The 15,920-nt window shown below is 73.0% G+C and carries 14 protein-coding genes; 12 read left to right on the top strand and 2 right to left on the bottom strand.

Going from position 1 to position 15,920, the window contains the following annotated elements:
* Positions 1-370 precede the first annotated feature (370 nt).
* Entirely contained in the window at positions 371-1,171 is an 801-nt protein-coding gene (locus tag FHR36_RS27480; RefSeq protein ID WP_253801347.1) for a MarR family winged helix-turn-helix transcriptional regulator, read from the top strand.
* 154 nt (positions 1,172-1,325) lie between these two features.
* Here the strand turns inward: FHR36_RS27480 and FHR36_RS27475 are convergent, their stop codons facing one another.
* Positions 1,326-2,180 (bottom strand): aldo/keto reductase, encoded by an 855-nt coding sequence (locus FHR36_RS27475; protein WP_308199648.1) that lies wholly within the window; start codon positions 2,178-2,180, stop codon positions 1,326-1,328.
* Between the two features lie 284 nt (positions 2,181-2,464).
* Between FHR36_RS27475 and FHR36_RS27470 the strand changes: the two genes are divergently transcribed.
* The 11 genes from FHR36_RS27470 to FHR36_RS27420 all read left to right on the top strand — a co-directional run bounded on the left by FHR36_RS27470 (position 2,465) and on the right by FHR36_RS27420 (position 13,304).
* The gene (locus FHR36_RS27470) at positions 2,465-4,321 is read left to right on the top strand and encodes an ABC transporter transmembrane domain-containing protein (protein WP_253801343.1); all 1,857 of its coding nucleotides are present in this window, start codon (positions 2,465-2,467) and stop codon (positions 4,319-4,321) included.
* The gene (locus tag FHR36_RS27465) at positions 4,318-6,090 is read left to right on the top strand and encodes an ABC transporter ATP-binding protein (protein ID WP_253801341.1); all 1,773 of its coding nucleotides are present in this window, start codon (positions 4,318-4,320) and stop codon (positions 6,088-6,090) included. The genes FHR36_RS27470 and FHR36_RS27465 overlap by 4 nt, the downstream gene beginning before the upstream one ends.
* Before the next feature lie 143 nt (positions 6,091-6,233).
* Positions 6,234-6,482, top strand: coding sequence for a LapA family protein (locus FHR36_RS27460; RefSeq protein ID WP_253801339.1), 249 nt, complete (start codon positions 6,234-6,236; stop codon positions 6,480-6,482).
* A 17-nt stretch (positions 6,483-6,499) separates the two neighbouring features.
* Positions 6,500-7,228: an amino acid ABC transporter ATP-binding protein gene (locus tag FHR36_RS27455; protein ID WP_253801969.1), complete on the top strand. Its 729-nt coding sequence runs from the start codon at positions 6,500-6,502 to the stop codon at positions 7,226-7,228.
* Between the two features lie 69 nt (positions 7,229-7,297).
* On the top strand, positions 7,298-8,173 hold the full coding sequence (locus FHR36_RS27450) for a glutamate ABC transporter substrate-binding protein (RefSeq protein WP_253801943.1): 876 nt from the start codon (positions 7,298-7,300) through the stop codon (positions 8,171-8,173).
* A 13-nt stretch (positions 8,174-8,186) separates the two neighbouring features.
* A complete protein-coding gene (locus FHR36_RS27445; protein ID WP_253801337.1) occupies positions 8,187-8,831 on the top strand; it encodes an amino acid ABC transporter permease in 645 nt (214 codons plus the stop codon).
* Positions 8,828-9,715 carry an amino acid ABC transporter permease gene (locus tag FHR36_RS27440; protein ID WP_253801335.1) on the top strand — a complete coding sequence of 296 codons (888 nt, stop codon included), beginning with the start codon at positions 8,828-8,830 and terminating at the stop codon, positions 9,713-9,715. Before FHR36_RS27445 ends, FHR36_RS27440 begins: the two co-directional genes overlap by 4 nt.
* Before the next feature lie 57 nt (positions 9,716-9,772).
* Complete coding sequence (locus FHR36_RS27435) at positions 9,773-10,678, top strand: LysR family transcriptional regulator (RefSeq protein WP_253801333.1); 906 nt, start codon at positions 9,773-9,775, stop codon at positions 10,676-10,678.
* A 138-nt stretch (positions 10,679-10,816) separates the two neighbouring features.
* A complete protein-coding gene (locus FHR36_RS27430) occupies positions 10,817-11,371 on the top strand; it encodes a cysteine dioxygenase family protein (protein ID WP_253801331.1) in 555 nt (184 codons plus the stop codon).
* Positions 11,372-11,377: 6 nt separating this feature from the next.
* The gene (locus tag FHR36_RS27425; RefSeq protein ID WP_407660863.1) at positions 11,378-12,451 is read left to right on the top strand and encodes a YeiH family protein; all 1,074 of its coding nucleotides are present in this window, start codon (positions 11,378-11,380) and stop codon (positions 12,449-12,451) included.
* A 148-nt stretch (positions 12,452-12,599) separates the two neighbouring features.
* On the top strand, positions 12,600-13,304 hold the full coding sequence (locus FHR36_RS27420) for a spermidine synthase family protein (RefSeq protein WP_253801330.1): 705 nt from the start codon (positions 12,600-12,602) through the stop codon (positions 13,302-13,304).
* Positions 13,305-13,327: 23 nt separating this feature from the next.
* On the opposite strand, the gene FHR36_RS27415 is transcribed toward FHR36_RS27420, so the two are convergent.
* On the bottom strand, positions 13,328-15,592 hold the full coding sequence (locus tag FHR36_RS27415; protein WP_253801329.1) for a glycoside hydrolase family 18 chitinase: 2,265 nt from the start codon (positions 15,590-15,592) through the stop codon (positions 13,328-13,330).
* Between the last annotated feature and the right edge of the window lie 328 nt (positions 15,593-15,920).

Genomic DNA, 15,920 nt, shown 5'->3' with positions numbered 1-15,920 from the left:
CGCAGGTGACAGAGGGTGAGGAACGGGCGCGACCGGGAGGGTGAACGTCACCTCGACGCGGACGCGACACTCGGCGGAAATATGCCAACTTTGCCGAACATGCGTCTACTATTGGCCCCTGCCTGCCAGCACAGGCCGACCGTTTGTATAGTGTGCGCCAGCAGCCACCGGCTGCACGGCTGACGCGTCCTCCCTCATAGCGGGATGCTCACTCGCCGTTACTGCCCCGCTCGGGTGTCCCACACACACCGGGCGTGACACCGGGACGGATTTCATGGTGCTGGGGGAGATCCCGACGACCCGCGTGCCCGGCCGACTGCAGCAGTCGCCCGGGCACCTCATCCGCGTGGCCCAGCAGGTTCACACCCGCTTGTGGTCCGAATACGTCGGTACCGAGCTCACGGCTCCGCAGTTCGCGGTGCTGTTGGTACTGGCCCTGGAGCCCGGAGCCGACCAGCGCACGGTCGGCGAGCGGGCTTCGCTCGACAAGGCGACGATGGCCGAAATGGTCGCTCGCCTGGTGCGTCGCGGCCTCGTGCTGCGGCGCCGCGATCCGGCCGACGGCCGGCGCAAGCTGCTGGCCCTCTCGCAGAGCGGCGCGCAGGCCGTTCGCGAGGCGACTGGCGGCGTGGTCCGCGTTCAGCGGACGCTGTTCGAGCCGCTGAGCCCGGACGAGCAGCTGGAAATTGTCCGGGTGATGTCGAAGATAGCCCGGCTCGAGCCTGCCGCCGTGGCCGTCATGAACGACGCCCGGCCGACGCTGGACGCCCAGCGGGCCATCGGCTACCTGATCCGGGTGGCGCAGCAGGTGCACACCAAGCTCTGGTCGGAGAAGGTCGGCGCCGAGCTGACCGCACCGCAGTACGCGGTGCTCGACGCACTGGAGACCGAGCCGGGCGCCGACCAGCGCACGGTCGGTGAGCTGGCCTCGCTGGACAAGGCGACGATGGCCGAAATGGTCTCCCGCCTGGTCCGCCGCAGCCTGGTGCTGCGTCGGCGCGACCCCTCGGACGGGCGGCGCAACCTGCTCTCGCTCTCGCCGGCCGGTCAGGAGCTGCTCCACCGCTCCGCCGCAGGCGTGCGCGAGGTCCAGGAGCTGCTGCTCGCGCCGCTGGACCCGGACGAGCACGAGCCTGCGATGTCGCTGCTCGCCAAGACCGCGAGGCTGTAGGGGCCCGCGAAAAATAACGCTGTAACGATTCGCCTGGTGCGGCACAGGCATTGTGCGGCACCAGGCCTCGGGGCCGTCACCCGTGCGGGGTGGCGGCCCCGAGGCCGTTCGCGGAGCCGGCCGGTCCCGCCGACCGGCCCCGCGCGGAGCCGGATCAGCTCCAGTCGAACCCCTGCGGGTCCGGGCCCAGGCGCTCGCCGGTCTCCACGGTGGCGATCGCCGCCATGTCGTCCGCGTCCAGCTCGAAGTCGGCGACCGCGAAGTTCTCCCGGATCCGGGAGGGGGTGACCGACTTCGGGATGGCGATCACGCCGCTCTGCAGGTGCCAGCGCAGCACCACCTGGGCGACCGTGCGGCCGTGCTTCTCGGCGATCTTCACCAGCTCGGGCTCGGTCAGCAGGCCCTTGCCCTGGCCGAGCGGGCTCCACGCCTCGGTGGCGATGCCGTGCTCGGCGTGGAAGGCGCGCAGCTCGTGCTGCGGGAAGTGCGGGTGCAGCTCCACCTGGTTGAGCACCGGCACCACCGAGCTCTCCTTCAGCAGCACCTCCAGCTGCTGCGGGCCGAAGTTGGAGACGCCGACCGACTTGACCCGGCCGTCCTCCAGCAGCTGCTCGAAGGTCTGCCAGATGTTGAGGAAGCTGCCGTGCATCGGGCGCGGCCAGTGGATCAGATAGAGGTCCAGGTACTCCAGGCCGAGCCGCTCCAGGGACTCGTCGAAGGCCCGGCGGACCGCGTCGCGGCCCTGCTGGCCGGACCAGTCGCGGGTGCCCGAGTTCCACAGCTTGGTGGTGACGAACAGCTCCTCGCGGGCCACTCCGGCCGCCGCGATCGCCTGGCCGGTGCCGACCTCGTTCTCGTAGATCGCGGCCGTGTCGATCGAGCGGTAGCCGGCCTCGATGGCGGCGCGCACCGCCGGCGCCGCCTCCGCGTCCGGCACCTGCCAGACACCGAATCCGAGCTGCGGGATCGCCGCGCCGTTGTTGAGGGTCACGCTGGGCATGCTGGTCACGAGAAGGGGTGCCCTTCAGGTCGTCCGATGGTTCCGTCAGGGCGCAACCCGGACGGCTCCTGAGCTATTCCCGACACCGGGGCAATTCGCCGGATGGAGTGACTCCGGCGGGCGTGCGCGGCTTGATACCGCGGTCGGGCCCGAAAACCTGTTGCGTACGTCACACCGCGGCGGTCAACCTCCACGCCATGACGTGCTGACCATGCCGTGCCACCAGCGCCCGTGTCCGGGCCGCGCCCGATCCCTCCCTCGCCCACCACCCGTCCCACGCGCAACGGAGCGCCATGCTTCCGCACCTCCTGCACCGGCTCAATCCGCTCCCGCTCGAATCCCTCCCGGTGGCCGACCCCGGCCGTCCCGACCTCTCCTCCCCGCTCGGCTTCCTGCGCTGGCTGCAGCGCCGCCAGCGCCGCGGCCAGCTGCTCGCCACCCTGTGGGGAGTGCTGGAGATGGGCTGCCTGGCCGCGCTGCCGCTGGCGATCGGCCGCGGCGTGCAGGCCGTGGTCGACCACGACGGCGGCGCGCTCCGGCAGGCCGGCGTCCTGGTGGCGCTGCTGTCGGCCGGCCAGTCCGCGGCCACCGTCCTGCTGCACCGCCGCGCGGTGTGGAACTGGATCCGCGCCGTCTCCACCGTCCGCCAGCTGGTCGCCCGGCAGGCCTCGCACCTGGGCGCCGGGCTCTCCCACCGGATCGCCACCGGCGAGATCGTCGCCGTCTCCAGCGGAGACGTGGAGAAGATCGGCTGGTACGTCGAACTGGTCGCCCGGGTCCGCGCCGCCGTCCTGGTCTGGTTGGGCGTCAGCGCGGTGGTGCTGGTCCGCCGTCCGCTGCTCGGGCTGGTCGTGCTGCTCGGGGTCCCGGTGCTGGCGGCCGCCGTCTGGCCGCTGCTCGGCCCGTTCGAGCGGCGGTACAGCGCCCAGCGCGCCCTCGGCGGCAAGGCCACCGCGCTGGCCGCCGACACCGTGGCCGGCCTGCGGGTGCTGCGCGGCATCGGCGGCGAGGAGCTCTTCCTCCAGCGCTACCGCGCCGCCTCCCAGCAGGTCCGGGGCGCCGCCGTGCGCACGGCGCGCACCTGGGCGCTGATGCAGGCACAGGAGGTGCTGCTGCCCGGCCTGTTCGTGGTCGGCGTCACCTGGTACGGCGCCGAGCTGGCCGCCGACGGCCGGATCGGCGTCGGCGAACTGGTCGCGGTGTACGGCGCGACCGCCTTCCTCGCCGCACCGCTGCGGATCCTCGGCGAGGCGGCGCACGCCTGGAGCGTCGCCCGGGTCTCCGCCGCCCGCGCCGTCCGGGTGCTGGCGCTCGCCCGCTCGGCCGCGCCCGCCGGCGTGCCGCCGACCCTGCACCACCCCGAGCGCTCGGACTTGCACGACCCGGTCACCGGGCTGACCGCCCGGGCCGGCCGGCTGACCGCCGTGGTCTGCGGCGATCCGGACGCGGCCGGTGCGCTCGCCGCCCGGCTCGGCGGACAGCCCGCGCTGGCCGAGGGCGAGGCCCCCGAGCCCTCGGTCCGGCTCGGCGGCGTCCCGCTGGACGAGGTCGTCCTCGCCGACGCCCGCGCGGCCGTGCTGGTGCACGACAAGGAACCGGTGCTGCTCTCCGGCACCCTCGCCGACCTGCTCGACGTACCCCGCTCGGCGCGGATCGAGCCCGCCGACGCGCTGGCCGCCGCCCGCGCCGAGGACGTGCTGGAGGCCCTGGTCGACGGCTCGCCCGAATGCGGGGGAGACCCGATGCGGGCCCGGATCACCGAACGCGGCCGCTCGCTCTCCGGCGGCCAGCGCCAGCGGCTCGCGCTCGCCCGCTCGCTGGTCGCCGACCCGCCGGTGCTGGTGCTGGACGAGCCGACCAGCGCGGTCGACGCCCACACCGAATCCCGGATCGCCGCCGGTCTGCGCAAGCTCCGCGCGGACCGGACGACCGTCGTCCTCGCCACCAGCCCGCTGCTGCTCGACCAGGCGGACGCGGTGCTGCTGGTGCAGGACGGCCGGGTGGCGGCCACCGGTACCCACCGCTCGCTGATGGCGGCCGAGCCGCGCTACCGCGCGGTGGTCACCCGGGACGAGACCGAGACCGGGACCGGCCCCGACCCTGCAATCACCCCCGCTCCCGCCCGCGTCCGTTCGGAGGAAGTGCGATGAAGCCCCCGCTGATCAAGGAGCAGGGCCCGGCCACCATGCTGCCGGTCGCCTCCTCGCCCGCGGTGCGGGCGTACGGGCGGCTGCTGGCCCGGCGGCATCGCGGCGGGTTCGCCACCGTGGTGGGCCTGCACACGGTGGCCACGCTGGCCGGGCTGGTCGGGCCCGCCGTACTCGGCTCGCTGGTGGAGTCGCTGGCGGCCGGGACGGCGCAGGGCCGGATCGGCTCGGCGGTGGCCTGGTACCTGGCGGCGCTTTCCGTCCAGGCGGCCTTCACCGGACTGTCCCGGCTGCGCGGCGGCGTGCTCGGCGAGGAGGTGCTGGCCGACCTGCGGGAGGACTTCCTGGTCCGCTCGGTCGCGCTGCCGCCCGGCGTGCTCGAGCGGGCCGGCACCGGCGACCTGGTCTCCCGCGGCACCACCGACATCGACCGGCTGGCCAAGTCGGTCCGCGAGGCGGTGCCCGAACTCGCCGTCGCGATGGTCTCGGTGGTGCTGGTCCTCGGCGCGTTGGTGATCACCTCGCCGCTGCTGGCGCTCACCGCCCTGATCGGCCTGCCGCTGCTGCTGGCCACCTCCCGCTGGTACTTCCGGCGCGCCCCGCAGTCGTACCGCAGCGAGTCGGCCGGCTACGCCGCGGTCAACACCGTGCTCGCCGAGACGGTGGACGCCGGGCGCACGGTGGAGGCGCTGCGGCTCGGCGACGAGCGGGTGGCGTTGACCGACCGGAAGATCCGGGAATGGACCGACTGGGAGCGGTACACGCTGTGGCTGCGCAGCGTCTGGTTCCCGACCGTCGACTCGACGTACGCACTGGCGGTGCTCGGCACCCTGCTGATCGGCGGCCTGTTCGCCTTCCGCGGCTGGGTGGACGTCGGCCGGCTCACCGCCGGGGTGCTGTACGCGCAGGCGCTGGTGCACCCGGTGTCGATGATCCTGCGCTGGTACGACGAGCTGCAGATCGGCCAGGCCTCGCTGGCGCGGCTGGTCGGCGTCCGCGAGGTCACCGATCCGGAGACCGACGACGCGCTGCGGCCGGAGGGCCGCCGGGTGGAGGCGGTGGACGTCCGGTTCGGCTACCGCGAGGGCGCGGACGTGCTGCACGGGATCACCCTGGACGTGGCGCCCGGCAGCCGGGTCGCCCTGGTCGGGCCCTCGGGTGCCGGCAAGTCCACGCTGGGGCGGCTGCTGGCCGGCATCTACGCCCCCGGCCGCGGCCGGGTCACCCTGGGCGGCGCGCCGCTGGCCCGGATGCCCGCCGAGCGGGTGCGCGCCGAGGTGGCGCTGGTCAACCAGGAGCACCACGTCTTCGTCGGCACGCTCCGCGACAACCTGCGGCTCGCCCGCGCCGACGCCGACGACACCGAGCTGCGCGCCGCGCTGACCGCGGTGGACGCGGCGGAGTGGGCGGACGCGCTGCCCGAGGGGTTGGACACCGAGGTCGGCTCCGGCGGCGCCGCGCTCACCCCGGCCCAGGCGCAGCAATTGGCGCTGGCCCGGCTGGTGCTCGCCGACCCGCACACCCTGGTGCTGGACGAGGCGACCTCGCTGCTCGACCCGCGCGCCGCCCGCCACCTGGAGCGCTCGCTCTCCCGGGTGCTGGCCGGCCGTACCGTGGTGGCGATCGCCCACCGGCTGCACACCGCGCACGACGCCGATGTGATCGCGGTGGTCGAGCAGGGCCGGATCAGCGAGTACGGGCCGCACCCCGAGCTGGTGGCGGCCGGTGGACCGTACGCCGCGCTCTGGCGTTCCTGGCGCGACGAACGCTGACGGGAGCGCTGACGGGTGTTGACGGGTGCTGACGTGCGCCCATCGGGACGTTCACCCGAAGGAGTGATTGCGCCTGCGCCGCTCGGCCCAGTCCCGGGCGGCGCGGGCGGGCCCGCGGGTGGGGCCGGGCGCAGACTGCCGGTGTGACCAAGACAAGCGGCGGTATTCCGGGTCAGAAGCAGCCCGGCGAGATCTACGGCATCCCGACCCGGGTGATCGCGATCGTGGTGATCGTGGTGCTCGCCCTGTGGTTCCTGTTCGCCAACCTCGACCGGGTGCAGATCCAGTTCTGGGTGTTCACGGTGACCGCACCCCTGTGGATCGCGCTGGCCGCCACCCTGCTGGCCGGCTTCGCGCTCGGCTGGCTGGTCAAGGGGCGGCGCGACAGGTGACCGCAGCGTTCCCGCCGCTGATCGAACTGCGTGGGGTCAACAAGCACTTCGGCCCGCTGCACGTGCTGCAGGACATCGATCTCACGGTGGGGCGCGGCGAGGTGGTGGTGGTGATCGGCCCGTCCGGTTCGGGCAAGTCGACGCTCTGCCGGGCGATCAACCGGCTGGAGCCGGTGGACGACGGGGTGATCACCATCGACGGCCGCCCGCTCCCGGCCGAGGGCAAGGGGCTGGCCCGACTGCGCGCCGACGTGGGCATGGTGTTCCAGTCCTTCAACCTGTTCGCGCACCGGACGGTGCTGCAGAACGTGACGCTGGCCCCGCTGCGGGTGCGCAAACGCCCGAAGGAGGAGGCGGAGCGCCGGGCGCTGGACCTGCTGGACCGGGTGGGGCTGGCCGATCAGGCCGACAAGTACCCGGCGCAGCTCTCCGGCGGCCAGCAGCAGCGGGTGGCGATCGCCCGGGCGCTGGCGATGGACCCGAAGGCGCTGCTGTTCGACGAGCCCACCTCCGCCCTCGACCCGGAGATGATCAACGAGGTGCTGGACGTGATGCGCGGGCTGGCCCGCGAGGGCATGACGATGGTGGTCGTCACCCACGAGATGGGCTTCGCCCGGGCGTCGGCGAACCGGGTGGTGTTCATGGCGGACGGCCGGATCGTCGAGGACCGGGCGCCGGAGGACTTCTTCACCCGGCCGAGCAGCGCGCGGGCCCGGGACTTCCTCTCCAAGATCCTCGAGCACTGAGGCCGGCCGGTGCAGCGCATCCCGGTCCGCACCCTCGTTCGCGTCCCCGTTCGCGTCCCCGTCCGCGAGCTGCTCGTCGCCGCCGTCCTGCTGCTGGCCGCCGGCTGCGGCAAGGAGGGCACCCCGCCGCCCAAGGGCCCGCAGCCCTCCGCCCTGCCCAGCTACCAGGTGGCGTCCGCCGGCGCGGTCGCCGGATCGCCCACCCTGGACGCCGCCCGGGCCCGCGGGCACCTGGTGGTCGGAGCCAAGGAGGACCAGCCCTACCTGGGCCAGAAGAACCCGGCCACCGGCGAGTACTCCGGCTTCGACATTGAGATCGCCAAGATGGTCGCCGCCGACCTCGGCTTCGCCCCGGACCGGATCGAGTTCCGCACCATCGCCTCCGCCAACCGGGAGACCGCCCTGCAGAACGGCCAGGTCGACTACTACGTCGGCACCTACACCATCAACGACAACCGCAAGAAGCTGGTCGGCTTCGCCGGGCCGTACTACACCGCCGGGCAGAGCCTGCTGGTGCAGAAGACCAACCGGACCATCCACGGCCCGGACGACCTGGCCGGGAAGAAGGTCTGCTCGGCGGCCGGTTCCACCCCGGCGCAGCGGATCCAGAAGCAGTACCCCAAGGCCAGGCTGATCACGTACGACACCTACTCGGCCTGCGTGGACAACCTGATCACCAACCAGGTCGACGCGGTGACCACGGACAACTCCATCCTGCTGGGCTACGCGGCGAAGGTGCCGGACGAGCTGAAGGTGGTCGGCCCGCTGTTCTCCCAGGAGCCGTACGGGATCGGCACCCCCAGGAACGACACCGCGCTGCGCCTGGCCCTGGACGACGCGCTGCTGCGCCACGAGCAGAACGGCGACTGGAAGAAGGCGTACGACGCGACCCTCGGCCTTTCCGGGGAGCCCGCACCCGAACCGCCGCCGATCGACCGGTACTGAGAGAGCGCCCACGATGAAGGTCCTGATCGACAACTGGTCCACCTACTGGCACGGCTTCCTCGCGACGCTGTGGCTGACCCTGGTGAGCGCGGCGCTGGCGCTGGTGCTCGGGGTGCTGGTGGCGAGCTGCCGGGTGTCCCCGGTGCGGCCGCTGCGGGTGTTCGGCACGGCCTGGGTGACGCTGCTGCGCAACACCCCGCTGACGCTGCTGTTCTTCATCGTGGTGCTGGGCCTGCCGCGGTTCGGCATCACGCTGCCGTTCTTCACCTTCGCGGTGCTGGCACTGGGCTGCTACACCTCCGCCTTCGTCTGCGAGGTGCTGCGCTCCGGCGTGAACACGGTGCCCGCCGGGCAGGGCGAGGCGGCCCGCAGCCTGGGCCTGAGCTTCGGCCAGACGCTCGGCCTGGTGGTGCTGCCGCAGGCGTACCGGTCGGTGGTGGCGCCGCTCGGCAGTGTGATGATCGCGCTGGCGAAGAACACCGCGATCGCCGGCTCGTTCAGCGTCGCCGAGCTGCTCGGCAGCTACCGCACCATCAACGAGCTGGGCTACGGCATCGTGTGGACCTTCGTCTGGATCGCGGTCGGGTACCTGGTCATCACCCTGGCGATCAGCGCCCTGTTCAACGGGCTGGAGCGCCGGGTGGCGGTGTCCCGATGACGGCCGAGACCTCCGCGCTGTACGACGTCCCCGGCCCCCGGGCGCTGGCCCGGCACCGCCTGTACGGGCTGCTGGCGCTGTTGGCGGTCGCCGCCCTGGTCGGCTGGGTGGTGTACATGCTGTTCCACACCCAGCAGTTCACCGCGGCCAAGTGGTCGCCGTTCACGTACCGGGGCGTCCAGGAACTGCTGCTGCGCGGGCTCGGCAACACGCTCAAGGCGTTCGGCTGGACGGTGCTGCTGGCGCTGCCGTTCGGCGCGCTGTTCGCGGCCGGCCGGCTGTCCGACCACCGCGCGGTGCGCTGGTGCTCCACCGTGGTGGTGGAGTTCTTCCGGGCGATGCCCCTGCTGGTGATGATCTTCTTCATCTTCGTGGCGCTCAAGGTGGAGCCGCTCTGGGCCCTGGTCGCCGGACTGACCCTCTACAACGGCTCGGTGCTGGCCGAGGTGTTCCGCGCCGGCGTGCTCGCCGTGCCCAGGGGCCAGCGCGAGGCGGCGTACGCGCTCGGGCTGCGCAAGACCCAGGTGATGGCGTACGTGCTGGTGCCGCAGGCCAACCGGGCGATGCTGCCGAGCATCATCAGCCAACTGGTGGTCGCGCTGAAGGACACCTCGCTCGGGTTCCTGATCACCTACGAGGAGTTCCTGCACGCCGGGAAGCTGATCGCCACCAACCTCGACTACGACCTGCCGTTCATCCCGGTGGTGATGGTGATCGCGCCGGTCTACATCGGGATGTGTCTGCTGCTCTCCTGGACGGCCCGCTGGGTGGAGCGGCGCGGCCGGCGCAGTCCCAAGGTGCGCGGCGGCGCCCCGATGGCCCGGCCCGGCATCGGGATGGGACTGCCACCGGAGGCACAGGAGCGGCGGCCGGGACCGGAGTGACCCAAGCGAAAGTCCGGGGGATCGTCGGGTATCCCAACTTCTGCTTATGATTCATGGGTGTTCGACTCACGGCACATCAGGACCTTCCACGAGGTGGTCTCCACCGGTTCCTACTCGGCGGCCGCCCGCGCCCTCGGCTACACCCAGCCGGCGATCACCCAGCAGATGAAGGCGCTGGAGCGCGACGCCGGGGTGCCGCTGTTCGCCCGGGCCGGACGCGGGCTGCGGCTCACCGAGGCCGGCGAGGCGCTGGCCCGGCACGCCGAGCAGATCCTCGGCAGCCTCTCCGCCGCCCAGCAGCAGCTCGGTGCGCTGGCCCGGCTGCGGGCCGGCCGGGTCCGGGTCTGTGCCTTCCCCAGTGCCAACGCCACGCTGATCCCGCCCGCGATGGCCGGGCTGCTCGCCGACCATCCCGGCGTCCGGGTCGAGCTGATGGAGGCCGAGCCGCCGGAGTCGCTGCAGCGCCTGCTGCGCGGCGAATGCGACATCGCGCTGGCCTTCAGCTACCCCGGCGCACCGGGCGAGGTGCCGGAGGAACTGGTCGAGATCCCGCTGATGGAGGACCAGCTCACCATCCTGCTGCCGGTCGGCCATCCGCTCGCCCGGCGGCACGCCGTCCGGCTGGCCGACCTCGCCGAGGAGCGCTGGATCGCCGGCTGCCCGCGCTGCCGCGCCAACCTGCTCACCATATGCGCCGACGCCGGCTTCGACCCCGACGTGGTGTTCACCACCGACGACAACCTCGCCGTGCAGAGCCTGGTCGCGGCCGGGGTCGGCATCGCGCTGATGCCCGCGCTGGTGCTCGCCTTCATGTGCCACGCCAAGGTCACCGGCCGGCTGGTCGAGCCGCACCAGTTCCGCCGGGTCTCCGCGTACGTGCTGCGCGAGCACCTGCGGGTGCCGGCCACCGCGCTGGTGGTCGAGGAGCTCAAGCGCGCGGCCGCCTCCCGGGTCGGCTGCTGAGCCGGAGCGCGCGCCCGCCGCAACACCCGGTGTCGTGGGGCCCAACCGTCGTGCGTCCACGACCCATAAGCATTCGTTGGGAGGTGGCGAAAGAACCGTCGTTGGACGTGATGGGTCGATCGCGGCGACGCTGCCGGTATGACTGCCACCACCGTCGCGACGCGCACCGAGCGCATGCACCGCCTGGTCGGCGAGATCCGCGAGGTCGTCGGCCGCGGACTGCCGCCCGACCTGACGGCGTACCTGGTCGCGGAGCGGCTCGCCCCCCACCTCGGCGCGCCCGACCTGCTCACCCCCGAGCAGTGCGAGGGCGACCCGGACTGTTACCGGCTGCACCTGCTGCACGGCGAGGAGGACGGCAGCTTCTCGGTCGCCGCCCTGGTCTGGCTGCCCGGCCAGCGCACCAGCATCCACGACCACCTCTCCTGGGGCGCCACCGGCGTCCACCTCGGCGAGGAGTGCGAGCGCCGCTACCGGCTGATCTCGGACGGCCGCGCCGCCCGTCTGATCGCCACCGCCGACGTGGTCAGCCACCAGGGCGAGGTGTGCGGCTTCGCCCCGCCCGGCGACATCCACCGGGTGGTCAACTCCGGCACCGGCACCACCATCTCGCTGCACGTCTACGGCGCGGACGTGTCCCGGCTCGGCACCAGCATCCGGCGCACCTACCGGCTGCCCGCCGAGGAGGACTGACCCCCGGTGGCCCTCACCCTGCGCACCACCGCCCGGCCGCTCGCCCCCGCCGAACTGCGCCGCAAGGTCCCCGCCCCGCTCCGCCGCAACGGTCCCGGCCTGGCACTCGCCGCCCTCGGCGTCGCGCTCGCCTGGGCCGTCCACGCCGCCGTCCCGGCCGTCCCGCGGCTCACCGCCGCCGTGGCGCTCGGCATCGCCGCCGCGCACCTGCCGGGCCTGCGCCCGCTGATCCGCGGCGCCGCCCGCCCCGGGCTCTCGCTCGCCGCCAAGCGGCTGATGCGGATCGGCATCGTGCTGCTCGGCTTCAAGCTCAGCCTGGACGACGTGCTCGGCCTCGGCTGGTCCACCGTCGCCGTGGTGCTCACCGTGGTCGCCGCCACCTTCGGCGGCACCCTCTGGCTCGGCCGCCGGCTGCGGCTGCCCGGTGACCAGCCGCTGCTGATCGCCGCCGGCTACGCGATCTGCGGCGCCTCCGCGATCGGTGCGGTCGGCGAGGCGGCCGGCAGCGAGGAGGAGGACGCGGCCGCCTCGGTCGCCTTGGTCACCCTCTGCGGCACCCTCGCCATCGCCGTCCTCCCGCTGCTGCACCACCCGCTCGGCCTGGACACCGCCGACTTCGGCCGCTGGGTGGGCGCCAGCGTCCACGACGTCGGCCAGGTGGTCGCCACCGCCCAGACCGGCGGACCGGCGGCGCTGCGCGAGGCCGTGCTGGTCAAGCTGATGCGGGTGGTGCTGCTGGCGCCGCTGGTCGCCGGGGTGGCGCTGGCCCGCCGGCGCAGCGCCCGGGGCGCCCGTTCCGGGCAGGGCGGCGGTGGCCGACGGCTCCCCGTCGTCCCGCTGTTCGTGGCCGGCTTCCTGGTCGCGGTCGCCCTGCGCTCCGCCCTGCCGCTGCCCGACGGGCTGCTCGGGCTCACCCAGGACGCGCAGGAACTGCTGCTCGCCGCCGCGCTGGTCGGTCTCGGCAGCGCCGTCCACCTGCCCACGCTGGCCCGGACCGGAGCCCGCACCGCCGCGCTCGGCCTGGCCTCCTGGGTGGTCGTCGCCGGCGTCTCGTACGCGGGGGTGCTGCTCACCGGGTGACGGCCGGACGGGGAGACGGCCGCGATGGCCCGACCGGGTGACGTCGCGGAAAAACCCCGGGCGGTCGGCGGGGGAGGGCTAGAGTCGAATCGTTCGTGATCGACTGCCCGACCGCCAGCCCCGATCCGCTGCCCCAGGGGGACGCCCGATGACCGCCGGCCCGACCACCGCCACCCCCTCCCGCGAGGACCTGGAGGCGCCGGTCACCGTCGACCGCCGCGAGGGCCCGTACGGCGAGGTGGTGCTGCGGCGCCGGGGCGCGCACTACGAGATCATCGCCAACGGCTGCTTCCTGATGGACACCGCGGACGGCCGCTCCGAGCGGCTGCTGGTGCAGGCGGCCCTGGACCGGCTGACCGGCGACGGGCGCTCGGTGCTGATCGGCGGCCTCGGCGTCGGCTTCTCGCTGGCGTACGCCGCGGCCGAGCCGCGCTGGGGCCGGATCGCCGTGGTGGAGCGGGAGAGCGCGATCGTCGACTGGCACCGCACCGGCCCACTGGCCGCGTTCTCGGCCGGCGCGCTGGCGGACCCCCGGGTCGAGGTGGTCCGGGCCGACCTGGTCGCTCACCTGACCGGCGACGGCCCGCGGTACGACGCGCTGTGCCTGGACATCGACAACGGTCCGGACTGGACCGTCACCGAGGGCAATGCCGGCCTGTACGGCCCCGACGGGCTGGCCGCCTGCCTGCGGCGGCTGGAGCCGGGCGGGGTGCTGGCGGTGTGGAGCGCCCGGCCGTCCGCCGCCTTCGAACAGGCGCTGCGGACGGCCGGGTTCGCGGAGGTGGACACCCTGGAGGTGGCGGTGGAGCGCGGCGTGCCCGATGTGGTGCACCTGGCCCGCCGCGCCCGCTGAACCCGCCGTTCCCTTCGCCCGCGCTACTTCAGCCCGTTGGCCAGCGCGGTCATCAACTCGCCGTTGGCGGTGTCGCCGTCGAACGACCAGACCATCGCGCCCGCCAGCCCCTGGGACTTGATCCAGGCCGCCTTCCGGGCGATCTCGGTCGGGTCGTCGTAGGTGTAGAACACCGAGCCGTTGTAGATGTACGCGTAGCCGGCCACCGGGTCCCGGTAGATGGTGTAACCGCCGGACGCGGCCATGTCCTTGAGCTTGTGGTAGTCCTCGTACCCGTTCTCGTAGGTGCCCGGTGCCGGTCCGGTGCCGGTCTGGAACAGGCCGTGCGTGCTGCCCGCCGGCACGCCCGTCCAGCCGCGGCCGTAGAACGGCACGCCCAGGGTCAGCTTGGACTTCGGCGCACCGCCCGCCACATAGGCGCTGATGGCGATCTCCGAGCTGAACTGCCGGTTGGCCGGGCTCGGGTCGCCCGCCGCCAGCTTGATCGCCGACTGCTGGTTGGTCGAGGTCTCCCAGGCGCCGTGGTAGTCGTAGCCCTGGATGGTGGCGAAGTCGAACGCCCCGAACAGGCCCGGGACGTCGATGCCCGCGGAGATCTTCGCCGGGTCGGCCGGCAGGAAGGCGCTCAGCGTGTAGTGCTTGCCGGTGGTGGCGCCCAGCGCGTCCAGCTGACGGCGGAACTCCTGCGCCAGCAGGGTGTAGTTCGCCTTGTCGGCGGGCTTGTAGATGTTGCCCAGGTGCCCGTCGGAGTTGGGCCACTCCCAGTCCAGGTCGATGCCGTCGAAGATGCCGGCCGCCGAGCCGGCGCCGCCGCGGCCGTCGATCACCGGCAGGTTGCCCTTGATGTACATGTCGATGCAGGAGCTCACCAGCGCCTTGCGGGAGGCGTCGGTCGAGGCCGCGTCGGAGAACCACTTGCTGTACGACCAACCGCCGATCGAGATCTGGATCTTCAGGTTGGGGTACTTGGCCTTGAGCTGCTTCAGCTGGTTGAAGTTGCCCGCCAGCGGCTGGTCCCAGGTGTCCGTGGTGCCGGCCACCGAGGTGCCCGCGTCCCAGCCCTTGCCGAAGTCGGCCCAGGCGTCGCCGGCCCCGTCACCCGCGTTGGGGTCGGAGTCGTTGCCCGCCGCGTGGTTGGTGATGAAGCACTGCTTGGTGGTCGGGTGGATGTTGGCGAAGGCGTAGTTGAGGTACGTCAGCTTCGCCGCGCTGCCCGAGGTGTCCAGCTGCTTCACGCTGTAGCCGCGGGCGTAGATCGACCACTGGGTGAAGTAGCCGATGGTGGTGGAGCCGCCCGGGTCGGTGGAGCCCGGCTTGGTCCGCGCGGTGACCGCGCCGGAGGCGGGGGAGGTGTTGCCCGCCGCGTCCCTGGCCTTCACGGTGAAGGTGTAGGAGGTGTCCGCGGCCAGCGAGTCGACGGTCGCGGAGGTGCCGGTCACCGTCCTCGCGATGGTGGCGCCGTTGTAGACGTCGTACGCCGTCACCCCGACGTTGTCGGTGGCGGCGGCCCAGCTGAGCGCCACCGTGGAGGAGGTGGTGGCGGTGACCGTCGGCGTACCGGGGGCGGTCGGTGGCTGGTTGTCCGTCGGCGGGTTCGGCACCGTCACCGAGGCGGACGCGGAGGCGGCCGAGCGGTTGCCCGCCGCGTCGAAGGCGACCACGGTGAAGGTGTGACTGCCGACCGACAGACCGGTCACGGTGATCGAGGCTCCGGTGGCGGTGGCCACCTTGGCACTGCCGTCGTACACGTCGTAGCCGGTCACGCCGACGTTGTCGGTGGAGGCCGTCCAGCTCAGTGCCGCACCGTTGGTCCCGCTCAGCGCTGCCCGCAGACCGGTCGGCACGGACGGCGCGGTGGTGTCGGTGGTCGAGCCCGAGCCGTCGCAGGGCTTGCCGTTCAGCTTGCAGTTCTTGAGCGGGGCGTACGCGCCCGAGTAGGCGATGTTGAAGCCGACGCTGTACGAGGCGCCGGCCGCGATGGAGGTCTGCCAGCTCGGCGGCTTCACCGTGACGTGCGAGGACGCCGTCGTGTAGGTGGCGTTCCAGAGCGACGCCACGCTGTTGTTCGCGGGCAGGTCGAACTCCAGCGTCCAGTTGTTCAGCGCGCTGGTGGAGGAGTTGGTGATGGTGTAGCTGCCGCCGTAACCGGTGCCCCAGTCCTGGTCCTTGGCGAAGCTTGCGGTGGGCTCGGCCGCGTGCGCGCTGCCCGCGGGCAGCGCGACGGCGAGCAACGGGACGAACAGGCTTCCGACGGCGAGCAGGGAGAGGCGGTACCGACGTCTGCGCATGGATGGGCTCCTGTCCGGGAGCGCGCGCCTCGCGGTGCGGCTCCACTGCCGGTGGGGGAGGTGCCAGGTGCAAGGCGGTGCGCACCCCGGGCCGATTGGGGGCGGCGCGGAGCAGAGGCCTCGGGCCGTCGGGTTGCCGCGGAGGTCCGTTGCTTGGAGGGTAAAGAGCGTCCCCCGGACTGGCAATAGGTCTGGACCAACTCGCGGATCACGGACCTGACAGCCCGTCCGGCAGCGGTGTCGAGCGGACGCCTCCCACGAGGGGAAACGCCGACGGCGGGCCGGCGGTCCCGAAGGACCACCGACCCACCGTCAGGAAGCGCGTTCG

The organism is Kitasatospora cinereorecta (assembly GCF_024172095.1).
Taxonomy (GTDB): Bacteria; Actinomycetota; Actinomycetes; order Streptomycetales; family Streptomycetaceae; genus Kitasatospora; species Kitasatospora cinereorecta.
The sequence above is the reverse complement of the archived record's forward strand: the minus strand, read 5'-3'. Positions and strand labels throughout refer to the sequence as shown.